21 protein-coding genes are annotated in these 21,874 nt (G+C 71.6%); 14 read left to right on the forward strand and 7 right to left on the reverse strand.

Annotated features, from left to right (window positions below; genetic code table 11):
* Positions 1 to 37: 37 nt before the first annotated feature.
* Positions 38 to 1,363, reverse strand: coding sequence for a DUF2252 domain-containing protein (locus M4J07_RS01605; protein WP_255966202.1), 1,326 nt, complete (start codon positions 1,361 to 1,363; stop codon positions 38 to 40).
* Positions 1,364 to 1,540: 177 nt separating this feature from the next.
* On the opposite strand from M4J07_RS01605, the gene dnaE reads away from it, so the two are divergent.
* Positions 1,541 to 5,083: a DNA polymerase III subunit alpha gene (gene dnaE, locus M4J07_RS01610; RefSeq protein ID WP_255966204.1), complete on the forward strand. Its 3,543-nt coding sequence runs from the start codon at positions 1,541 to 1,543 to the stop codon at positions 5,081 to 5,083.
* Between the two features lie 81 nt (positions 5,084 to 5,164).
* On the opposite strand, the gene M4J07_RS01615 is transcribed toward dnaE, so the two are convergent.
* Entirely contained in the window at positions 5,165 to 5,332 is a 168-nt protein-coding gene (locus tag M4J07_RS01615) for a hypothetical protein (RefSeq protein WP_255966207.1), read from the reverse strand.
* A gap of 245 nt (positions 5,333 to 5,577) precedes the next feature.
* Between M4J07_RS01615 and M4J07_RS01620 the strand changes: the two genes are divergently transcribed.
* The 4 genes from M4J07_RS01620 to M4J07_RS01635 all read left to right on the forward strand — a co-directional run bounded on the left by M4J07_RS01620 (position 5,578) and on the right by M4J07_RS01635 (position 9,535).
* Positions 5,578 to 6,816, forward strand: a complete 1,239-nt coding sequence (locus M4J07_RS01620; protein WP_255966209.1) for an NYN domain-containing protein — start codon at positions 5,578 to 5,580, stop codon at positions 6,814 to 6,816.
* Positions 6,817 to 7,018: 202 nt separating this feature from the next.
* Positions 7,019 to 7,999: an ABC transporter ATP-binding protein gene (locus M4J07_RS01625; protein ID WP_255966222.1), complete on the forward strand. Its 981-nt coding sequence runs from the start codon at positions 7,019 to 7,021 to the stop codon at positions 7,997 to 7,999.
* Positions 7,996 to 8,820 carry an ABC transporter permease gene (locus M4J07_RS01630; protein ID WP_255966233.1) on the forward strand — a complete coding sequence of 275 codons (825 nt, stop codon included), beginning with the start codon at positions 7,996 to 7,998 and terminating at the stop codon, positions 8,818 to 8,820. The genes M4J07_RS01625 and M4J07_RS01630 overlap by 4 nt, the downstream gene beginning before the upstream one ends.
* Before the next feature lie 34 nt (positions 8,821 to 8,854).
* Positions 8,855 to 9,535: a DUF2567 domain-containing protein gene (locus M4J07_RS01635; protein ID WP_255966235.1), complete on the forward strand. Its 681-nt coding sequence runs from the start codon at positions 8,855 to 8,857 to the stop codon at positions 9,533 to 9,535.
* Positions 9,536 to 9,554: 19 nt separating this feature from the next.
* Here the strand turns inward: M4J07_RS01635 and M4J07_RS01640 are convergent, their stop codons facing one another.
* From M4J07_RS01640 to M4J07_RS01660, 5 genes are all read right to left on the reverse strand, one after another.
* Positions 9,555 to 10,496 carry a dihydrodipicolinate synthase family protein gene (locus M4J07_RS01640; RefSeq protein ID WP_255966237.1) on the reverse strand — a complete coding sequence of 314 codons (942 nt, stop codon included), beginning with the start codon at positions 10,494 to 10,496 and terminating at the stop codon, positions 9,555 to 9,557.
* A gap of 276 nt (positions 10,497 to 10,772) precedes the next feature.
* The gene (ybaK, locus tag M4J07_RS01645; RefSeq protein ID WP_255966240.1) at positions 10,773 to 11,276 is read right to left on the reverse strand and encodes a Cys-tRNA(Pro) deacylase; all 504 of its coding nucleotides are present in this window, start codon (positions 11,274 to 11,276) and stop codon (positions 10,773 to 10,775) included.
* Positions 11,277 to 11,293: 17 nt separating this feature from the next.
* Complete coding sequence (locus M4J07_RS01650) at positions 11,294 to 12,088, reverse strand: LON peptidase substrate-binding domain-containing protein (protein WP_255966242.1); 795 nt, start codon at positions 12,086 to 12,088, stop codon at positions 11,294 to 11,296.
* A 5-nt stretch (positions 12,089 to 12,093) separates the two neighbouring features.
* Positions 12,094 to 13,104 carry a hypothetical protein gene (locus tag M4J07_RS01655; RefSeq protein ID WP_255966244.1) on the reverse strand — a complete coding sequence of 337 codons (1,011 nt, stop codon included), beginning with the start codon at positions 13,102 to 13,104 and terminating at the stop codon, positions 12,094 to 12,096.
* Positions 13,105 to 13,212: 108 nt separating this feature from the next.
* Positions 13,213 to 14,727, reverse strand: coding sequence for an oxidoreductase (locus tag M4J07_RS01660; protein ID WP_255966400.1), 1,515 nt, complete (start codon positions 14,725 to 14,727; stop codon positions 13,213 to 13,215).
* A 287-nt stretch (positions 14,728 to 15,014) separates the two neighbouring features.
* Between M4J07_RS01660 and hisD the strand changes: the two genes are divergently transcribed.
* The 9 genes from hisD (at position 15,015) to bdeA (ending at position 21,796) form a co-directional block, all read left to right on the forward strand.
* Positions 15,015 to 16,340 (forward strand): histidinol dehydrogenase, encoded by a 1,326-nt coding sequence (gene hisD / locus M4J07_RS01665; protein WP_255966246.1) that lies wholly within the window; start codon positions 15,015 to 15,017, stop codon positions 16,338 to 16,340.
* On the forward strand, positions 16,337 to 17,437 hold the full coding sequence (locus M4J07_RS01670; protein ID WP_255966248.1) for a histidinol-phosphate transaminase: 1,101 nt from the start codon (positions 16,337 to 16,339) through the stop codon (positions 17,435 to 17,437). Before hisD ends, M4J07_RS01670 begins: the two co-directional genes overlap by 4 nt.
* Positions 17,434 to 18,027 (forward strand): imidazoleglycerol-phosphate dehydratase HisB, encoded by a 594-nt coding sequence (gene hisB, locus M4J07_RS01675; RefSeq protein WP_255966251.1) that lies wholly within the window; start codon positions 17,434 to 17,436, stop codon positions 18,025 to 18,027. The genes M4J07_RS01670 and hisB overlap by 4 nt, the downstream gene beginning before the upstream one ends.
* 2 nt (positions 18,028 to 18,029) lie before the next feature.
* A complete protein-coding gene (locus tag M4J07_RS01680; RefSeq protein WP_255966253.1) occupies positions 18,030 to 18,194 on the forward strand; it encodes a hypothetical protein in 165 nt (54 codons plus the stop codon).
* Between the two features lie 2 nt (positions 18,195 to 18,196).
* Positions 18,197 to 18,844, forward strand: a complete 648-nt coding sequence (hisH, locus tag M4J07_RS01685; RefSeq protein ID WP_255966263.1) for an imidazole glycerol phosphate synthase subunit HisH — start codon at positions 18,197 to 18,199, stop codon at positions 18,842 to 18,844.
* 17 nt (positions 18,845 to 18,861) lie between these two features.
* Positions 18,862 to 19,587 (forward strand): bifunctional 1-(5-phosphoribosyl)-5-((5-phosphoribosylamino)methylideneamino)imidazole-4-carboxamide isomerase/phosphoribosylanthranilate isomerase PriA, encoded by a 726-nt coding sequence (gene priA, locus M4J07_RS01690; protein WP_255966408.1) that lies wholly within the window; start codon positions 18,862 to 18,864, stop codon positions 19,585 to 19,587.
* The gene (locus M4J07_RS01695) at positions 19,584 to 19,994 is read left to right on the forward strand and encodes a RidA family protein (protein ID WP_255966265.1); all 411 of its coding nucleotides are present in this window, start codon (positions 19,584 to 19,586) and stop codon (positions 19,992 to 19,994) included. Before priA ends, M4J07_RS01695 begins: the two co-directional genes overlap by 4 nt.
* A complete protein-coding gene (gene hisF, locus M4J07_RS01700) occupies positions 19,991 to 20,746 on the forward strand; it encodes an imidazole glycerol phosphate synthase subunit HisF (RefSeq protein ID WP_255966270.1) in 756 nt (251 codons plus the stop codon). The genes M4J07_RS01695 and hisF overlap by 4 nt, the downstream gene beginning before the upstream one ends.
* Positions 20,747 to 20,914: 168 nt before the next feature.
* The gene (gene bdeA / locus M4J07_RS01705; RefSeq protein ID WP_255966272.1) at positions 20,915 to 21,796 is read left to right on the forward strand and encodes a bis(hydroxyethyl) terephthalate hydrolase; all 882 of its coding nucleotides are present in this window, start codon (positions 20,915 to 20,917) and stop codon (positions 21,794 to 21,796) included.
* Positions 21,797 to 21,874 lie beyond the last annotated feature (78 nt).

Genomic DNA, 21,874 nt, shown 5'->3' on the forward strand with positions numbered 1-21,874 from the left:
GGCTTCCTGTAGGCGATGCCTAAAGGGTGCCTGTGCGTTACAGACCGGGAATCCGGCCGTTGCGGAACAGGTCCACGAAGATCTGGTGGTCCGCACGCGCGCGTGCCCCGTAGGAGTGCGCGAAGTCGACCAGGATGCCCGCGAACCCGTCCTCGTCGGCGGCGATCGCCGCGTCGATGGCGCGCTCCGTGGAGAACGGCACCAGCGACTGGCCCGACAGGTCGTCCGCCGCCGCGTGCATCGTCGCCGTGGCCCGGCCGAGGTCCGCGATGACCGCCGCGATCTCCTCCGGGTCGTCGATGTCGCCCCAGTCCAGGTCCACCGCGTACGGCGACACCTCGGCGACCAGCTGACCGGAGCCATCCAGCTCGGTCCAGCCCAGCCACGGGTCCGCGTGCGCCTGCAGCGCGCGCTGCGAGATGACCGTGCGGTGGCCCTCGTGCTGGAAGTACTCCCGGATCGCCGGGTCGGTGATGTGCCGCGACACGGCCGGGGTCTGGGCCTGCTTCATGTAGATGACCACGTCGTTCTCAAGGGCGTCGCTGTTGCCCTCCAGCAGGATGTTGTACGAGGGGAGGCCGGCCGACCCGATGCCGATGCCGCGCCGCCCCACGACGTCCTTCACCCGGTACGAGTCCGGGCGGGCGAGGGACGACTCCGGCAGCGTCTCCAGATAGCCGTCGAACGCGGCCAGCACCTTGTAGCGCGTCGCCGCGTCCAGCTCGATGGAGCCGCCGCCCGGCGCGAAGCGGCGCTCGAAGTCGCGGATCTCCGTCATCGAGTCGAGCAGTCCGAAACGGGTCAGTGAGCGGGCGTCGCGCAGCGCGTCCAGGAGCGGGCCCTCGGCCGTGTCCAGCGTGAAGGGCGGCACCTCGTCGTTCTTCGCGCCCGTCGCCAGCGCGTGGATGCGCTCGCGGTAGGCCGCCGCGTACGTGCGCACCAGGTCGGTGATCTGGTCGTCGCTGAGCGCCTTGGAGTAGCCGATCAGCGCCACGGAGGCGGCGAACCGCTTGAGGTCCCAGGTGAACGGTCCGACGTAGGCCTCGTCGAAGTCGTTCACGTTGAAGATCAGGCGGCCCGTGGAGTCCATGTACGTGCCGAAGTTCTCCGCGTGCAGGTCGCCGTGGATCCACACCCGGCTGGTGCGGTCGTCCAGGTACGGGCCACCGTGCTGCTCGCGCTCGACGTCGTGGTAGAAGAGGCACGCCGTGCCGCGGTAGAAGGCGAAGGCCGACGACGCCATCTTGCGGAACTTCACCCGGAACGCGGCGGGGTCGGCGGCGAGCAGCTCGCCGAACGCGGTGCCGAAGACGGCGAGGATCTGCTCGCCGCGCTGCTCAGCGGTGGGCTGCTGGTCCGACATCGCTCGGTGCCTCCTGGTGCAAATGGTGCGTGAGATGTGCGACACGCAAGACAGGTGTTCTGCCCTGTCCAACGCCCGACCGTACTCCGGAGTGCCCGCGGGTTGTCAGTCACCGGTCGTAGACTTCCAAGCTGTCCCCGACCTGTCGCCGCGCGTTTGCCAATGGAGGCCCTCACCGTGTCAAAGCCGCCCTTCACGCACCTGCACGTCCACACCCAGTACTCGCTGCTGGACGGTGCCGCGCGGCTGAAGGACATGTTCAACGCGTGCAACGAGATGGGCATGTCGCACATCGCGATGTCCGACCACGGCAACCTCCACGGGGCGTACGACTTCTTCCACTCCGCGCAGAAGGCGGGCGTCACGCCGATCATCGGCATCGAGGCGTACGTCGCCCCGGAGTCCCGGCGCAACAAGCGGAAGATCCAGTGGGGCCAGCCGCACCAGAAGCGCGACGACGTCTCCGGTTCCGGTGGTTACACCCACAAGACGATCTGGGCGGCGAACAAGACGGGACTGCACAACCTCTTCAAGCTGTCCTCGGACGCGTACGCCGAGGGCTGGCTGCAGAAGTGGCCGCGCATGGACAAGGAGACGATCTCCCAGTGGAGCGAGGGCCTGATCGCCTCCACCGGCTGCCCCTCCGGTGAGCTGCAGACGCGACTGCGCCTCGGCCAGTTCGACGAGGCCCTCCAGGCCGCCTCCGACTACCAGGACATCTTCGGCAAGGACCGGTACTTCCTGGAGCTGATGGACCACGGCATCGAGATCGAGCGCCGGGTGCGCGACGGTCTCCTGGAGGTCGGCAAGAAGCTCGGCATCCCGCCGCTGGTGACGAACGACTCGCACTACACGTACGCGCACGAGTCGGTCGCGCACGACGCCCTGCTGTGCATCCAGACCGGCAAGAACCTCTCCGACCCGGACCGCTTCCGGTTCGACGGGACGGGCTACTACCTGAAGTCGACCGACGAGATGTACGCCGTCGATTCCTCGGACGCCTGGCAGGAGGGCTGCCGCAACACGCTCCTGGTGGCCGAGCAGATCGACACGACCGGCATGTTCGAGAAGCGCGACCTCATGCCGAAGTTCGAGATCCCGGACGGCTTCACCGAGGTCACCTGGTTCCAGGAGGAGGTCCGGGTCGGCATGGACCGCCGCTACCCGGGCGGCGTCCCCGAGGACCGCCAGAAGCAGGCCGAGTACGAGATGGACATCATCATCCAGATGGGGTTCCCGGGGTACTTCCTGGTCGTCGCCGACTTCATCATGTGGGCGAAGAACAACGGCATCGCGGTGGGCCCCGGCCGTGGCTCCGCGGCCGGCTCGATCGTCGCGTACGCCATGGGCATCACCGACCTCGACCCGATCACGCACGGCCTGATCTTCGAGCGGTTCCTCAACCCCGAGCGCGTCTCCATGCCCGACGTCGACATCGACTTCGACGAGCGCAGGCGCGTCGAGGTGATCAGGTACGTGACCGAGAAGTACGGCGCCGACAAGGTCGCCATGATCGGCACGTACGGCAAGATCAAGGCGAAGAACGCGATCAAGGACTCCGCGCGCGTGCTCGGCTACCCGTACGCGATGGGCGACCGCCTCACCAAGGCGATGCCCGCCGACGTCCTCGGCAAGGGCATCGACCTCTCCGGCATCACCGACCCCAAGCACCCGCGCTACAGCGAGGCGGGCGAGATCCGGGGGATGTACGAGAACGAGCCGGACGTCAAGAAGGTCATCGACACCGCCAAGGGCGTCGAGGGCCTGGTCCGGCAGATGGGCGTGCACGCCGCCGGCGTCATCATGTCCAGCGAGCCGATCGTCGACCACGCCCCGATCTGGGTGCGCCACACGGACGGCGTGACCATCACGCAGTGGGACTACCCGCAGTGCGAGTCGCTCGGCCTGCTGAAGATGGACTTCCTCGGCCTGCGCAACCTGACGATCATGGACGACGCCGTCAAGATGGTGAAGTCCAACAAGGGCGTCGAGCTGGAGATGCTCTCGCTCCCGCTGGACGACCCGAAGACCTTCGAACTGCTCTGCCGCGGTGACACGCTCGGCGTGTTCCAGTTCGACGGCGGCCCGATGCGTTCGCTGCTGCGCCAGATGCAGCCCGACAACTTCGAGGACATTTCCGCCGTCTCGGCCCTGTACCGGCCGGGCCCGATGGGCATGAACTCGCACACGAACTACGCGGAGCGCAAGAACGGCCGCCAGGAGATCACGCCGATCCACCCGGAGCTCGAAGAGCCCCTGAAGGAGACGCTGGGCCTCACCTACGGCCTCATCGTGTACCAGGAGCAGGTGCAGAAGGCCGCCCAGATCATCGCCGGGTACTCGCTCGGCGAGGCCGACATCCTGCGCCGCGTGATGGGCAAGAAGAAGCCCGAGGAGCTGGCGAAGAACTTCGTCCTGTTCCAGGAGGGCGCCAAGAAGAACGGCTACTCCGACGCGGCGATCCAGGCCCTGTGGGACGTCCTGGTGCCCTTCGCCGGCTACGCGTTCAACAAGGCGCACTCCTCCGCGTACGGCCTGGTCACCTACTGGACCGCGTACCTGAAGGCCAACTACCCGGCCGAGTACATGGCCGCGCTGCTCACGTCCGTGAAGGACGACAAGGACAAGTCCGCCGTCTATCTGAACGAGTGCCGGCGCATGGGCATCAAGGTGCTCCCGCCGAACGTGAACGAGTCGGTGCACAACTTCGCCGCCCAGGGCGACGACGTGATCCTGTTCGGCCTGGAGGCAGTCCGCAACGTCGGCACGAACGTGGTCGACTCGATCATCCGCTCGCGCAAGGCCAAGGGGAAGTACGCCTCGTTCCCCGACTACCTCGACAAGGTCGAGGCGGCCGCGTGCAACAAGAGGACGACCGAGTCCCTCATCAAGGCCGGCGCGTTCGACGAGATGGGGCACACCCGCAAGGGCCTCACCGCGCAGTACGAGCCGATGATCGACAACGTGGTCGCGGTCAAGCGCAAGGAGGCCGAGGGCCAGTTCGACCTCTTCGGCGGGATGGGCGACGAGGGCGCCACCGACGAGCCGGGCTTCGGGCTCGACGTCGAGTTCTCCACCGACGAGTGGGACAAGACGTACCTGCTCGCCCAGGAGCGCGAGATGCTCGGCCTGTACGTCTCCGACCACCCGCTGTTCGGTCTGGAGCACGTGCTGTCCGACAAGGCGGACGCGGGCATCGGCCAGCTGACCGGCGGCGACTTCTCCGACGGCGCCGTCGTCACCGTCGGCGGCATCATCTCGGGCCTGCAGCGCAAGATGACCAAGCAGGGCAATGCCTGGGCGATCGCGACCGTCGAGGACCTCGCCGGCTCCATCGAGTGCATGTTCTTCCCGGCGACGTACCAGCTGGTGTCGACCCAACTCGTCGAGGACGCCGTGGTGTTCGTCAAGGGCCGGCTCGACAAGCGGGAGGACGTGCCGCGCCTGGTCGCCATGGAGATGCAGGTCCCCGATCTGTCGAACGCGGGCACCAACGCACCGGTGATCCTCACCATCCCCGCCCTGAAGGTGACCCCGCCGATGGTCAGCCGCCTCGGCGAGATCCTCAGCCACCACCGGGGCGACAGCGAGGTCCGGATCAAGCTCCAGGGCCCCCGCAAGACCACGGTGCTGCGCCTCGACCGGCACCGGGTGAAGCCCGACCCGGCGCTCTTCGGTGACCTGAAGGTGTTGCTCGGCCCGTCCTGTCTGGCGGGCTGACCGGCACCGACGACGAGCGAGGGGCGCACCCGGATGACCGGGTGCGCCCCTCGCTGTGTGCCGCGTGCCGTGCGGCGTACGTCAGTTGTGGCCGAAGCGACGCTCACGGTGCTTCCGGGCCACGTCCCCCGGGTTCGCTTCGACGGCCGACTTCATCTCGGACTCCATCGCGGACGACCGGGCCTGCTGCTCCTGGGACTGCGCGGCGGTCTTCTGCTGGTTGCGATTCTGCTTGCGGTTCTTGGCCATGGTGATCTGCCTCCTGCGGGGGATCTAGGGGCCAGGGCCGGCTTCAGATTCACATATGACGACAAAGGTCGCATGTCAGAGAATTACCGTGCGTGACAAGGGGTCCCGGGGCGCAGGGGCCCGGCCTTCACCGCATCCGCCACGCCGAAGATCGAGTTCGGGCCGTTAACCCCCGCGCGGTCGGGCAGACTCGAAGGAAACCCGAAGCGAACGCACGGGCGTGTCGGCGAAAGAGGGTGGATCGCGTGGACCGTTGCATCGTCCTGGTGGATGCCGGGTATCTGCTGGGGGCCGCCGCGAGCCTCCTCGCGGGCGAGCCCTCCCGCTCCCGCATCCATGTCGACCACACCGCCCTCATCCAGGGACTGCGCGAGCGCGCCGAGTCCGAGACCGAGCGGCAGCTCCTGCGGATCTACTGGTTCGACGGCGCGCCCGACCGGGTCCCGCAGCCCGAGCACCGCAGGCTGCGCGTCATGCCCCGGGTCACCGTCCGGCTGGGCGCCCTGACCCGCAGCGACGGACGCTGGGCCCAGAAGGGCGTCGACGCGGCCATGCACGCCGAGCTGACGGAGCTGGCCCGCAACCGGGCCTGCTCGGACGTGGTCCTGGTGACCGGGGACGGCGACCTCCTCCCCGGCATGATGGCCGCCAAGGAGCACGGCGTCGCCGTCCACCTCTGGGCCGTGCAGGCCGCCGACGGCGACTACAACCAGTCCGAGGACCTCGTCGCCGAGGCCGACGAGCGGCGGGTGCTCGACCGGACCTGGATCACCAAGGCCGTCCGCGCCAAGGAGCTCGGCGGGATCTGCGCGCCGCCGCCCGCCCCGCGCCCCGAGATCGCCGCGATCCTCTCCGCGCCGCTGCCCGAGTCGGCGCTCGCCGCGGCGGGCCGGCCCCCCGCGGAGGACACCGACGACACGCCCGCCGTGCAGCACGCGCCCGCCGCCCGCACCGGCAGCGACGGGGAGGACCGGTCAGGACCGGGCAAGGGCGTGCCCACGCCCAAGGACCTCGCCGCCCTGCGTGCCCCCGGCGCACAGGCCGCCCAGCACCCCACGAACGCGACGCTGCGCTGGTCGTCCGACAAGGGCTGGGTCGAGCGGCCGGGAGGCGGTGCGGAGCCCGCGGAGGCGGCGTCCCTGCCGACGCTCGCGCAGCTCACCACGGCCGAGCAGCGGTGGGCCGACCGCGAGGAGGACATCACCACGGTCGGCGGCGACCCCTACGAGGTGGGGCAGGTGTTCGCCCGGCGGTGGATGGAGCGGCTCGCCGATCAGGCACTGCTGCCGAAACTGGCCACGATGTATCCGCGGGTGCCGCACCGGATCGACGGGGAGTTGCTCCGCTACGCCGCGCGGTTCGGACTGCTCGCCCACAAGGACGACCAGATCGACGAGCACGACCGCTATGCGATCCGGGCCGGGTTCTGGCGGGAGATCGACGTGCGGACCTCCGCGGAGCACGCTGCCGCGGGGGACGGGTGACCGGTTGTGGGTGAGCGTCTGCCAGGTGGTGCGTCGTGGCTGGTCGCGCCCCGCGGCGGAACCGCCGGGGACCCGGCCCCGCGCTCCTTCGGGCGCCTTTTGCCCTACCCGGGCGCGATGTGCGGGCCTTGACCCCGTACCCTCGTTCCTCGTGAGTACGCGCACCGGTGAAGTCGCCCCGCAGCATAAAGGGGACGCTGTCGTGTGCGCCGTACGGGGTCTGAGCAAGACGTATCCCGCCGCGCGCGGGCGGCGTGGGGCACCCGGGACGCCCGCGGTGCGGGCCACCGACGACGTGCGGCTCGACATCCGGCGCGGAGAGATCTTCGGGCTGCTCGGGCCGAACGGGGCGGGCAAGTCCACCCTCGTGCGCCAGCTCACCGGGCTGATGCGGCCGGACAGCGGCAGCGTGGAGATCCTCGGGCACGACATCGTGCGGTACCCGGAGCGGGCCGCGCGGATCCTCGCCTACCTCGGCCAGGAGTCGACCGCCCTCGACGAGCTCACCGTGTCCCTCGCCGCCGAGACGACCGGACGGCTGCGCGGGCTCAGCCTCAAGGACGCCAGGGCCGAGCGCGACGACGTGCTGGAGGAGCTCGGGCTCACCGCGCTCGCCGCCCGGCCCCTGAAGAAGCTCTCCGGCGGACAACGGCGGCTCGCCTGCTTCGCCGCCGCCCTGGTCGGCCGGCGGCCCCTGCTCGTGCTCGACGAGCCGACCACCGGGATGGACCCCGTCGCACGGCGGGCCGTGTGGGCGGCCGTGGACCGGCGCCGGGCCGAGCGCGGCGCGACCGTGCTGCTCGTCACCCACAACGTCATCGAGGCCGAGACCGTGCTCGACCGGGTCGCCGTCCTCGACCAGGGCCGGGTCATCGCCTGCGACTCCCCGGCCGGGCTCAAGGAACGGGTCGCCGGTGAGGTGCGGGTCGAGCTGGTGTGGCGGGAGAAGGCGCCGATGGAGCTGAGCGAGGTCGCGCGGCTGCGGGAGCGCGCCGTCGAGTCCGGCCGGCGCTGGTCGCTGCGGCTCGCCCCGGACGAGGCCCGCAGCGCCGTCGCCGCCGTCACCGGCGGCCCGGCCTTCGACTTCCTGGACGACTTCACGCTCGCGACGCCGAGCCTGGAAGACGTGTACCTGGCGCTCGGCGGCAGCCGCAGCGGCGTGAAGGGCCTGGTGAAGGCATGAGTGTCGTATCGGCTGAGGCGCTCCGTGAGCGTCCCGTGGAGGCCGTGCCGGAGGACGCCCACGACGACGGGCTCGCGCCCCGCGCGAAGTTCCTGCCGTCGCTCGGTGCCGTCTACCGCGCCCAGCTCTCCCGGGCCCGGGTCGCCCGCATCCCGCTGCTCTTCGTCGCCACCTTCCAGTCCATCGGGATCATGATCCTGATGCGCGGCGTCGTCGACCAGGGCGGCCGCGAGGCGCAGGCCGTCGTCGCCGGGTCCGCGGTCCTCGTCGTCGCGTTCGTCGCGCTCAACCTGCTCGCCCAGTACTTCGGCCAGCTGCGGGCCGCCGGCGGACTCGACCACTACGCGACGCTGCCGGTGCCACCCGCGTCCGTGGTGCTCGGCGCCGCGGGCGCCTACGCCTCCTTCACCGTGCCGGGGACCGTGGTCACCGCGGTCGTCGGCTGCGCCATGTTCGACCTGCCGCTCACCCACCTGTGGGTGCTCGCCGCCGTGATCCCGCTCGCCGGGGCCGCGCTCTCCGGGCTGGGGGCGGCGCTCGGCCTGCTCGCGCCACGGCCCGAACTGGCCACGCTGCTGGGCCAGTTGGGCATGTCGGCGGCGCTGCTCCTCGGGGTGCTGCCGGCCGACCGGATGCCGGAGTTCGTGCAGTACGCGCGTGATCTGCTGCCCTCCACGTACGGCGTCGAGGCGTTCGCGCGGACCTTCGGCGACCATCCCGACTGGGCCACCGTCCTGCTCGACCTGGGCGTCTGCGCCGGGGTCGGGGTCGCCTCCCTGGCCGTCGCGACCTGGGCGTACCGCCGGGCAGCCGTCCGGTGACGCGCCCGACTCGGACGCCTGGCACGATGTCAGGGTGACCGCACCGTTGACGCCGCCGCCTCATCAGCCCCCGAACGACAACGGGCACAGTGACCCGTGGCAGGCCCCCGACCCGATGACCGGGCATCTGCCGCCCGCTCCGGCCGCCGCGCAGGAGGACGAGGGGCCCGGACTGCGGACCGAGCTGCGCGAAGCGGCCGTCGTCACCGTCGGGGTCGCGCTCGTCGGCCTCGTGCTCGGCGCGCTGTGGCTGTGGCTGGCACCCCGGGTGCCGCTCGTCTCGGACAGCACCGCGGTCTACCTCAAGGACACCGAGGGCGAACAGGCCATCGGCATCGACGGCACGTTCACGCTGCTGGGACTCGCGTTCGGCGCCGTGACCGGGGCCGCCGTCTTCCTGTGGCGCAAGCGCGGCGGGATCCCGCTCGTCGTGGCCCTCGCCCTGGGCGGACTGCTCGGCGGGGTCCTCGCCTGGCGGTTCGGGATCTGGCTCGGGCCCACCCAGGACGTCGCCGCCCATGCCAAGTCGCTCGGCAAGGGCGTGGTGTTCGACGCCCCCCTGGAGCTGAAGGCCAAGGGGGCGCTGCTCGCGTGGCCGCTCGCCGCGATGGTGGTGCACCTGGGGCTCACCGGGCTGTTCGGCCCGCGCGACCCCGACCCGTACGCCGGGTACTACGCCCCGCGGCACCCGGAGGCGGCGCCGCCCGCCGGATGAGCCCGGGGCGCGGCCGCCGTCACAGCAGGCCGGCCTCGGTCAGGTGGCGGCGTACGTGCGCGAACTCGGTCTCGCCCAGCGGGACCTGGGGCGCGGCGGTCGCCGGGCAGTCGATGACGCCTTGGAGGTGGACCGCCGCCTTGAACGCGCCGAGCGCCGACGAGGAGCCGCCCATCCGGGCCGGGTCGCCCGCGTCCACGAGCCCGAACAGCGCGGCCAGGCGGTCCTGCTCGGCGCGGGCCGTGTCCCAGTCGCCCGCGCGCGCGGCCTCGTAGAGACGTACGTAGCCGTGGGCGTCGACGTTGCCGAGCCCCGGCACGACGCCGTCGACGCCCGCCAGCAGCGCGCCGTCCACCGTGAGCTCGGAGCCGGTGAGGACCGAGAAGGCCGGGGCCGCCGCGCGCAGCGGGGCGAGCAGCCGGCGCAGGGAGCCCTCGTCGCCGCTGGAGTCCTTGAGGCCGGCGAGCGTGCCGTCGGCGGCCAGCGCGAGGACCGTGTCACGGCTGAGCTTGCTGTGCACCGAGACCGGGATGTCGTACGCGAACAGGGGCAGGTCGGCGCCCGCGCGCAGCCGCCTGAAGTGGTCGGCGATCTCGACGGGGTGCGTGCGCGTGTAGAACGGCGCGGTCGCCACCAGTGCGTCCGCGCCCGCCTTCAGCGCGTCCTTCGCCCGGTCCAGGACGCGGGCCGTGGTCGTCTCGATGACGCCCGCGAGCACCGGGACCCGGCCGGCCGCCGCGTCCACCGCCGCTTCCAGCGCGGTCCGGCGCTGCGCGTCCGTGAGGTACGCGGCCTCCCCGCTGGAGCCCAGCACGAACAGGCCGTGCACCCCGGCCCCGACCAGGTGCTCGGCCAGCCGCCGCACCGACGCGACATCCACCTCGCCCTCCGGCGTGAGCGGCGTGACCAGCGGCGGGACGACGCCGCGGAACGGGGCGGGGAGCGGGGCGCGGAGAGGCATGGCGGTGGTCTCCTGGTCGCAGTAGGTAGGACGTGGGATGTCCGATGTTCGTGGGTGACACTGCGCCAACGCCGAAGTGATGTCAAGGGCGTTCAGGGGCAGGGGTCATGGGCACGGCGGCCGTGGAGGCCGCCGTGCGCGAGCATGCCGGCGCTGTTCGTCAGGCGGGCCTGCGGCCGTGGTTGGCCTTGCCCTTCTTGATCCGCCACTTGCGCTTGCGCGTCTTCTTCGACATGTCCTTGGTGCTTAGCCGAAGGGCGGGGGTTCGTCGAGAGGTCAGGCGCGTCCGACGGGAGCGAGCACGGCCTCGGTGAGCGCCGCCAGATCGCCCGGTGCCAGCTCGACCTCCAGGCCGCGGCGTCCGGCGGAGACACAGATCGTGTCGTGGCGCCGCGCCGTGTCGTCGATGACGGTACGGAGCTTCTTGCGCTGTCCGAGCGGGGAGATGCCGCCCCGCACGTACCCGGTCGTGCGCTCGGCCAGGGCCGGGTCCGCCATCGCGGCCCGCTTGCCGCCGACCGCCGCGGCGAGCGCCTTGAGGTCGAGCTGGCCGGCCACCGGGACGACGGCGACCGTCAGTTGCCCGTCGACGTCCGCGACGAGCGTCTTGAAGACCCGGTCGGGGGAGACGCCCATGGCCTCCGCGGCCTCGTCGCCGTACGAGGGGTGTGCGGGGTCGTGCTCGTAGGAGTGGACCGTGAAGGTCGTCCCCGCGGTGGTCAGGGCCACCGTCGCGGGAGTGCCGCCGGACTGCTGCTGCTTCTTGGCCTTCTTCGCCAACGTGCCTGGTCCTTAAGTCAGTTGAGGCTGGTCGCCTGTCTGGTCAGGTCCGTCGCGGGCAGCGACGGGAGGTGCCGGATGATCGCCGTCTCGGCGCGCAGCAGCGTCAGCTCGTCCCGCAGCCGCGACGCCACGTCCGGGGCCTGGAGCAGCCGCTGCTTCGTCGGTACGTCGAGGACCGCGGCGGCCGCCACCAGGTACGACACCACGGACGGCTCGTCCGGCAGCTCCGCGCCGGTCGTCAGCGAGCGCTCACGGGCTCCCGCCAGCCGCTTCTGGTACGAGCGGAACGCGCGCAGCACGCCCTCCGCCAGGGCGCCGGCCTCGTCGCCGTCGTCCTCCGGCAGCTCCTCGACCTCGGCCGTCAGGTACGCGCCCGACGCGTCGACCGAGTGCAGCTTCACCCGCTGGGTGCCGGTGGCGAGGACCTCGAAGCTGCCGTCGGCGCGCTCCCGGATCGTCGCCGCGTCCGCGATGCAGCCGACCGCGTGGAACGACGCGATGGGGTCGTCCCCGAAACCGGCGGCCGGGCCGCTGCCGGCCTCCCGGGTCGTGACGTCGTCGGGCAGCCCGGCGGCGCTCGGCGCGACCTCGTGGCCGTCGCGGATGGCGACGACGACGAACTGGCGGGGCTCGTCGGAGACGGCCGGGTCGGCGTCGGGGTTCTCGGGGCCGGAAGGACCGGAAGGCGGGGTCTTCAGCAGATCGCGCATCATGGCGCGATAACGCTCCTCGAAGACGTTCAGCGGAAGCACGAGTCCCGGGAACAGCACCGAGTTGAGCGGGAAGAGCGGAAGTCGGACGGTGGTCACGACGGTCAAGCGTAATGGGCGCCGGAGCCGCCTGGTCCGCCGAGCAGCGGCAGGGTGGCCGCGACTTCCAGCCGCACCTGGCCGCGCAGCTCCAGGAACCGGGCCAGCGGGTCGTCCACGAGGCGGTCCCAGGGGAACGACGTCGCGTACGGGCCGACCAGGCGCAGCTGGGCCAGGGCGTCCGGCCAGCGCTCCAGCTCGACGAGGACGCAGATCAGCAGGTTGCGCACCTCGGCGGGCCAGGGGTCGCTGCCGGCGTACGTCGCGGAGAGCTCGGCGGCGAGGTCGGCGGCGGCGTCCAGGCGGGCGCGGGGGACGCCCCGGGGGGCGCCGCCGGTCAGGTACGCGAAGGCCGCGCGGACCGGGAGGGCCTGGAGGAGGGAGCCGGGCAGGGCGTCCTGGGCGGCGCGCTCGGCGAAGTCGAAGCACTCCGCGTGCGAGCCGTACCAGGCCGCCGACAGGTACTGGAGGGCCGAGACGTGGCAGCCGTAGTGGTGCGGGGAGCGGCGCACCGCCTGCGCCCAGACGTCCTCGAAGACGGTGTGCGGGGCGTTCGTGCCGCGGGCGTGGTCGAGGGCGACGCGCCACGGGACCGGGTCGCCGGGGTCGGCGTCGGCGGCGGCCAGGACCAGCGGGGTGACGTCGCGCAGGAGTTCGGCGCGGGCCGGGGAGGCGAAGGCGCGGGTGACGGCGAGCTCCGCCTTGACCAGGAGCAGGTCGGGGTCGTGCGGGGTCGTGTGCTGCCAGGCCGTGAACCACTCGGGGCGGGCGGCGGCGAACGCGGCGAGGCGCTGCACGTAGCGGTCCCGGTTCTCCCACTCCGCGGCCTCCCGGGTGTGGGCGAGGACCTTGGCGGCGGGGCCGGGGTCGCCGGCGCCCGCGGCGACCAGGGCCGGGGCGAGGCGGTCGTCCGGGGCGTCGAGCAGGATCTCGTCGTCCGGGGTGAGGCCGTCGGCCAGGGGCCCGGTGTGCCGGATCATCCGCGCGGTACGGACGAGGGCGCGCAGCAGCGGCATGACCGCGCCCTCCTCGTGCCGTTCCGATGGTTGCGCTGGGGGGGACGGTCGGAACGGGCCGATGGTTGCTTACGGGGTGGTAACGGTTTGGGCGACCGAACCGGTCCGCTACCCCCTGCGGAGCAAGCGTGTCGCGCCCGCCGCCACCGTGGTCGCGAGGATCCAGCCCAGGAGGACCAGGACCGCCGCCAGCCACTGCCAGCCGCCCCGGAGCTGCCAGCTGCCCGACTGGCCGAGGTCGATCACGGGGAGGAGGAGGTCGAGGGCGAAGAGGGCCGAGTCCCAGTGCGGGCCCTCGCCGGGCTTGAGCGGCGGATGGTCGGCGTGGCCGAAAGCGACCGTGCTGATCCCCCAGAGCACGGCCATCCAGACCGCGGCCCGGCCCGGCCGGTACCCGTACGCGACCGTCCAGTCCTGGATGTAGCCCCACACCTTCGCCGCCAGCGGCAGCGTCTCGCGGCGGCGCCGCTGCTTGGCGAGGAGCACCTCGCGGGCGTCGGCGTCCTCCCCGCTGTTGCGCAGGATCGTGGCGAGCTGCTCGTACGGCTCGGGCCGGTACTCCGGGGTCGCGTCGGCCAGCCAGTTCAGCCGCCGGGTGAGGGGGAAGGAGCCGACCGGGATCAGGTTCTCGTACTGGAAGCCGCTGACCCGGAACTGGCCGGCCACCGGCCAGCTCGTCGACCGGTCGACGAGGTTGACGACCTTCGCGCCGGACAGCACCATCAGCCCGCGCTGCGGCCGCTCCCCGAGGAAGCGCAGCTCCGGGGTCTGCACCCGGCGCAGCGACACCTCCTGGTCGTTCTCCAGCGTGAAGCGCGCCGAGTCCAGGTCGATCGCGTCGCCGAACCGCCCGTCGTCGAGCCGCACCCCGCCCACGCACTCGAAACGCTGCACGCGGGTGCCGCGCGCGGGCGTGGAGCCGCTGGTCTGGCGGGGGTCGCCGAGCCCGGCCGGGGTCAGGTAGAGCGTGCGCTCGACCGTCATCTGCGGGGCGTTCAGGGCGCGGCGCCCGTGCGTGTTGCTCAGCCGGCTGCCGCGCAGCGACAGGGAGACGCCCACCGTGGCGCCGCGCAGGCTCAGCTCGCCGTGCGTCTCCAGCATCTCGGCCTGGAGGTCCTGCCCGACCGACATCCCGTCCGCCATGATCGACTTGCCGCGCCGGTCCCGGAACACCACCGCCTGGTTGAGCAGCAGGTCCGTGCCGATGTGGGCGTCGGTGAGCCGGACGCCGTTGTGGAAGCGGCAGCGGGGGAGGTGCAGATCGCCCTCGGTGTGGACCCGGGCGGCCTCCAGGCGTGGCACCGAACAGTCCACGAGCCGCACCGTCGTGAAGTGCGCCTCCGGGAGCAGCACCTCCTTCTCGAAGCGGCAGCCCTTCAACTCCACGTACGGGACGATCGTGCCGCCCGCGAGGTCGAGCACGTCGGTGATCTGCACGCCCTGGAGCTTGAGCGACGACACCCGGCCGCTCAGGGCCGGCGGGCCGTCCAGCAGCAGCCACGCCACGACTCTCGCCCGGACGCTGCGCTCGGGGCCCCAGGGATGCCCGCCGTGCGGGTCGTCCACCGCGGTGTCCCCGGCCCGCAGGTTGTAGACGCTCCCGTTCCGGAACGCCTGCCACATTCCGGCTTCCGCTGCGGTCAGTCCGTCCGGCACGTCCCCGTTCGCGCTGCCGGTCGTCGTCCCGTCGACCACGACTGCCCTGCCTCCCCGTAACCCGTACGACCCACCGGTCCCGCCGTCACCTGCTACTCGTGGGTTTCGTACAACCGTTCATGCCCGCTCGGTGACCGTCTGAACGCTAGTGGTGAAGGTCATCTTCCGGGGCCGGAACAACGGCCGAATCAGGGTGTGTATCAGCCATTGATACGGGCGCCCGGCGGCAAACCGGCGTCTGAGAGAATTGGTGCGTGATCTCTCGAATCGATCTGCGCGGCGCCGCCCTCCCCGAGGGCCAGGCCCTGCGCTCGCTGCTGCCCCGAGCCGACTTCGACGTCTCGGCCGCCCTGGAGAAGGTGCGTCCGATCTGCGAGGACGTGCATCATCGTGGCGACGCGGCGCTGATCGAGTACGGGGAGAAGTTCGACGGCGTACGCCTGGAGCACGTCCGGGTGCCCGCCGAGGAGCTGGACAAGGCCCTCGCCGGTCTCGACCCCGCCGTGCGCGCGGCCCTGGAGGAGTCCATCCGCCGGGCCAGGATCGTCCACCGCGAGCAGCGCCGTACCGGCCACACCACGCAGGTCGTGCCCGGTGGCACGGTCACCGAGAAGTGGGTGCCGGTCGAGCGCGTCGGTCTGTACGCGCCCGGCGGCCGGTCCGTCTACCCGTCGTCCGTGATCATGAACGCCGTGCCGGCCCAGGAGGCGGGCGTCGGCTCCGTCGCGCTCGCGTCGCCGCCGCAGAAGGAGTTCGGCGGCCTGCCGCACCCGACGATCCTCGCCGCCTGCGCCCTGCTCGGCGTCGACGAGGTGTACGCGGTGGGCGGCGCCCAGGCCGTCGCGATGTACGCGTACGGCACCGAGTCCTGCCCCGCGGCGAACATGGTGACCGGCCCCGGCAACATCTGGGTGGCCGCCGCCAAGCGCTACTTCACGGGCCTCATCGGCATCGACGCCGAGGCGGGCCCCACCGAGATCGCGGTCCTCGCGGACGACACCGCGGACCCGGTGCACGTCGCGTCGGACCTGATCAGCCAGGCCGAGCACGACCCGATGGCCGCCGCCGTCCTCGTCACCGACTCGGCCGAGCTGGCCGCGGCGGTCGAGAAGGAGCTGGCGCCGCAGGTCGCCGCCACCAAGCACGTCGAGGACCGGATCGTGCCCGCGCTCACGGGCAAGCAGTCCGCGATCGTCCTCGTCGACTCGATCGACGACGGCCTCAAGGTCGTCGACGCGTACGGCGCCGAGCACCTGGAGATCCAGACCGCCGACGCCGCGGCCCTGGCCCAGCGCGTCCGGAACGCCGGCGCGATCTTCGTCGGCCCCTGGGCGCCGGTCTCCCTCGGCGACTACGCGGCCGGGTCCAACCACGTGCTGCCGACCGGCGGCTGCGCCTGCCACTCGTCCGGCCTGTCCGTCCAGTCCTTCCTGCGCGGCATCCACATCGTCGACTACACGAAGGACGCCCTCGCCGACGTCGCCGCCACCGTGGTGACGCTCGCCGACGCCGAGGACCTGCCCGCGCACGGGGCCGCCGTCAAGGCCCGCTTCGACTGGAAGGTACCGAACACCAAGTGACCGGCATCGACGACCTTCCCGTACGGGACGAGCTGCGCGGCAAGTCCCCGTACGGCGCACCGCAGTTGGACGTGGCCGTCCGGCTGAACACGAACGAGAACCCGTACCCGCTGCCCGAGCCCCTCGTCGCGCGGATCGCCGAGCGGGTCGCCGCCGCGGCCCGCGACCTCAACCGCTACCCGGACCGGGACGCGGTGGAGCTGCGCACCGAACTCGCCAGGTACCTCACCCGGACGACCGGCCACAAGGTCACCCGCGACCAGGTCTGGGCGGCGAACGGGTCGAACGAGGTGCTCCAGCAGCTCCTCCAGGCGTTCGGCGGACCGGGCCGCACGGCCCTCGGCTTCGAGCCCTCGTACTCGATGCACCCGCTGCTCGCCCGCGGCACCAACACCGGCTGGATCAGCGCCCCCCGGCGCGCCGACTTCTCCCTCGACGTGCCCGCGGCCGTCGAGGCGATCCGCACCCACAGGCCGCACGTCGTCTTCATCACGAGCCCGAACAACCCCACGGGCAACGCGGTGGCGGCCGAGGACGTCCTCGCGCTGTACGAGGCGGCGGGCCGCGACGCGGTCGTGATCGTCGACGAGGCGTACACCGAGTTCAGCCACGGCGCGTCGCTGCTGCCGCTGATCGAGGGCCGGCCGAACCTCATCGTCTCCCGGACGATGTCCAAGGCGTTCGGCGCGGCCGGACTGCGGCTCGGCTACCTCGCCGCCGACCCGGCCGTGGTCGACGCGGTCCAGCTGGTGCGGCTGCCCTACCACCTGTCGGCCGTGAACCAGGCGACGGCGCTCGCCGCCCTGGAGTACACCGACACGCTGCTCCAGTACGTCGAGCAGCTGAAGGCCGAACGCGACCGGGTGGTCGCGGAGCTGGCGGCGCTCGGCTTCGACGTGACCGTCGCCGACGCCAACTTCATCCAGTTCGGTGTTTTCCAAGATCCCCATGCTGTCTGGCAGTTCATCCTCGATCGCGGAGTCCTCATCCGCGACAACGGAGTGCCCGGACGCCTGCGGGTGTCCGTCGGCACCCCCGAAGAGAACGACGCGTTCCTGGACGCGGCCCGCGAAGTGAAAAAGGAGTACGGCGCATGAGCCGCGTAGGACGTATCGAGCGCGTGACGAAGGAGACCTCCGTCCTCGTCGAGATCGATCTCGACGGACGGGGCAAGGTCGACGTGTCGACCGGGGTCGGCTTCTACGACCACATGCTCGACCAGCTCGGCCGCCACGGCCTCTTCGACCTGACGGTCAAGACCGAGGGCGACCTGCACATCGACTCGCACCACACCATCGAGGACACCGCCCTCGCCCTCGGCGCCGCCTTCAAGCAGGCGCTCGGCGACAAGGTCGGCATCTACCGCTTCGGCAACTGCACCGTCCCGCTGGACGAATCGCTCGCCCAGGTGACCGTCGACCTCTCCGGCCGCCCGTACCTCGTGCACACCGAGCCCGAGAACATGGCGCCGATGATCGGCGAGTACGACACGACGATGACCCGGCACATCCTGGAGTCGTTCGTCGCGCAGGCCCAGATCGCCCTGCACGTCCACGTCCCGTACGGGCGCAACGCCCACCACATCGTGGAGTGCCAGTTCAAGGCCCTCGCCCGCGCCCTGCGCTACGCCTCCGAGCGCGACCCGCGCGCCGCCGGCATCCTCCCCTCCACGAAGGGTGCCCTCTAGCCATGAACGGCCTCGCGACCGTCCTCATCGTCCTCGGCCTGTTCCTGCTCGGCGGCGTCTACTCGTTCGTCAAGCAGGGCATGGGCAAGAGCCTCATCACGCTGCTGTCGATCGCCGCGGGCATGTGCCTGATCGCGGGCGTGCTGCGGCTCGACTACTGGAGCTGACCATGAGTTCCGCTGTCAGCAAGAAGGTCGTCGTCTTCGACTACGGCTTCGGGAACGTGCGCTCCGCCGAGCGCGCCCTGGCCCGGGCCGGCGCAGACGTCGAGATCACCCGGGACTACGACAAGGCGATGAACGCCGAAGGGCTGCTCGTCCCCGGTGTCGGCGCCTTCGCCGCCTGCATGAAGGGCCTCACCGAGGCCCGCGGCGACTGGATCGTCGGCCGCCGGCTCGCCGGCGGCCGTCCGGTGATGGGCATCTGCGTCGGCATGCAGATCCTGTTCGCACGCGGCATCGAGCACGGCGTCGAGGCGGAAGGCCTCGACGAGTGGCCGGGCACCGTCGAGCCGCTGGAGGCCGACGTCGTCCCGCACATGGGCTGGAACACGGTGCGCGCACCGCAGGACAGCCGGCTGTTCGCCGGCCTCGACGCCGACGAGCGCTACTACTTCGTGCACTCGTACGCCGTCCGGCGCTGGGAACTGGAAGTGCACAACCCGCACATCCGCGCCCCGAAGGTCACCTGGGCCACGCACGGCGAGCCGTTCGTCGCCGCCGTCGAGAACGGCGCACTCTGGGCGACGCAGTTCCACCCCGAGAAGTCCGGCGACGCCGGAGCACAGCTGCTGAAGAATTGGATCGGAACCCTCTGATGACCGCCGAGAGCACCGTGAACAAGCTTGAACTGCTGCCCGCCGTCGACGTCCGCGACGGCCAGGCGGTCCGCCTCGTCCATGGCGAGTCCGGCTCCGAGACCTCCTACGGCTCCCCGCTGGAGGCCGCCCTCGCCTGGCAGAACTCCGGCGCCGAGTGGCTGCACCTGGTCGACCTGGACGCCGCGTTCGGCACCGGTGACAACCGCGCGCTGATCCGCGAGGTCAGCCAGGCCATGGACATCAAGGTCGAGCTGTCCGGCGGCATCCGCGACGACGACACGCTGGCCGCCGCCCTCGCCACCGGCTGCACCCGCGTCAACCTCGGCACCGCCGCCCTGGAGACCCCCGAGTGGGTCGCCAAGGTCATCGCCGAGCACGGCGACAAGATCGCGGTCGGCCTGGACGTCCGCGGGACCACGCTGCGCGGTCGCGGCTGGACCCGCGACGGCGGCGACCTCTACGAGACCCTGGAGCGCCTCAACGCCGAGGGCTGCGCCCGCTACGTCGTCACCGACATCGCCAAGGACGGCACGCTGCAGGGCCCGAACCTGGAGCTCCTGAAGAACGTCTGCGCGGCCACCGACCGCCCGGTCGTCGCGTCCGGCGGCGTCTCCTCCCTGGACGACCTGCGCGCCATCGCCGAGCTCGTGCCGCTGGGCGTCGAGGGCTCCATCGTCGGCAAGGCGCTGTACGCCAAGGCGTTCACGCTGGAAGAGGCGCTTGCGGCGGTCTCGTCATGAGTGACGCCGTACGCCGTGTGCAGTCCGGTGCGCCGTGGGAGGACGCCTTCGGCTACGCGCGCGCCGTCGAGCTGCCGAACGGGCTGGTCCTGGTCTCCGGCTGCACCTCCGTCGTCAACGGCGTCATCGCCGAGGGCGGCCCGTACGAGCAGGCGGTGAACGCGTTCGGGGTCGCCCTGGACGCGCTCGCCGGTCTGGAGCTCGGGCGCGAGGACGTCGTCCGTACCCGGATGTACCTCACGCACGCGCGGGACGTGGACGAGGTCGGACGTGCTCACAAGGAGCTGTTCGACGCCGTCCGCCCCGCCGCGTCCATGCTCATCGTCTCCGGCTTCGTCGACCCGTCGCTGGTCGTCGAGGTCGAGGTCGAGGCGTACCGCCGAGGAGAGGGTGGGAGCGCGTCATGAGCCTCGCCGTACGAGTCATCCCCTGCCTCGACGTCGACAACGGCCGCGTCGTCAAGGGCGTCAACTTCCAGAACCTGCGCGACGCGGGCGACCCCGTCGAGATGGCGAAGGTGTACGACGCCGAGGGCGCGGACGAGCTGACGTTCCTCGACATCACCGCGTCGTCCGGCAACCGCGAGACCACGTACGACGTGGTGCGCAGGACCGCCGAGCAGGTCTTCATCCCGCTCACCGTGGGCGGCGGTGTGCGCACCGCCGAGGACGTGGACAGGCTGCTGCGCGCCGGGGCGGACAAGGTGGGCGTGAACACGGCCGCCATCGCCCGGCCCGACCTCATCCGGGAGATCGCCGAGCGGTTCGGCCGCCAGGTGCTCGTCCTGTCGGTGGACGCGCGGCGCACCGAGTCCGGGTCGTTCGAGGTGACGACGCACGGCGGGCGCCGGTCCGCCGGGATCGACGCCGTCGAATGGGCGCACCGGGCCGCCGAGTTGGGGGCCGGGGAGATCCTGCTCAACTCGATGGACGCGGACGGGACGAAGGACGGCTACGACATCGAGATGATCGAGGCCGTCCGCAAGCACGTGTCCGTCCCGGTGATCGCGTCGGGTGGCGCGGGGCGCCTCGAGCACTTCGCTCCGGCCGTCGGGGCGGGGGCGGACGCGGTGCTCGCGGCTTCCGTCTTCCACTTCGGTGACCTGCGGATCGGCGAGGTCAAGGGTGCGCTGCGGGAGGCCGGGCACCCGGTCAGGTAGGCGCGTCGCCGCCGTTGCGGGCCGGTGCCCGGTCGTCGCACGTGACCGGTGATTTCGCCGATGCGGGTGGGGCGTGCCCCACGGGAGTGTGGCCGCTGTCCACGACAGCGGCGGCGCTCCCGGGACGGGCGCCCGCCCCGTCCGAGAGGAACCCGCATCGTGCAGAAGATGCGCACCCGAACCCGCCTGATCCGCACGGGACTTGCCGCCCTCCTCGCCGTCGGCGGTATCGTCGCCTCGCAGACCCTCACCGCCCAGGCCGCCGACAACCCCTACGAACGGGGCCCGGCCCCGACGGTGTCGAGCATCGAGGCGGCGCGCGGCTCCTACGCGGTCTCGCAGACCACCGTGTCCTCCCTGAGCGTCTCCGGCTTCGGCGGCGGCACGATCTACTACCCGACGTCGACCGCCGACGGCACGTTCGGCGCCGTCGCGATCTCGCCCGGCTACACGGCGTACCAGTCGTCCATCGCCTGGCTCGGCCCGCGCCTGGCCTCGCAGGGCTTCGTCGTCTTCACCATCGACACCAACACCACGCTCGACCAGCCCGACAGCCGCGGCCGTCAACTCCTCGCCGCACTGGACTACTTGACGCAGCAGAGCTCGGTGCGCGGCCGTATCGACACCGGACGGCTCGGTGTCATGGGGCACTCCATGGGCGGCGGCGGCACCCTCGAAGCCGCCAAGAGCCGGCCGTCGCTCCAGGCCGCGATCCCGCTCACCGGCTGGAACCTGGACAAGAGCTGGCCCGAGATCCAGACGCCGACGCTCGTGGTGGGCGCCGACGGCGACACCGTCGCGCCGGTGGCCACGCACTCCGAACCGTTCTACGGGAGCCTGCCGAGCTCGCTCGACAAGGCGTACCTGGAGCTGCGCGGGGCCACGCACTTCACCCCGAACTCCTCCGACACCACGATCGCGAAGTACAGCATTTCGTGGCTGAAGCGCTTCATCGACGACGACACCCGGTACGAGCAGTTCCTCTGCCCGCTGCCGAGCGCGAGCCCGACCATCGCCGAGTACCGGGGCAACTGCCCGCACACGTCCTGACGTCCTGTGCGCCGGCACAACGTGTCGTGGCGCCTGTTGGGCGACTCGCCCAACAGGCGCTGTGCACCGGGCGGTTCG

Origin of the sequence: Streptomyces longispororuber, assembly GCF_024448165.1 — a bacterium.
GTDB lineage: Bacteria > Actinomycetota > Actinomycetes > Streptomycetales > Streptomycetaceae > Streptomyces > Streptomyces longispororuber_A.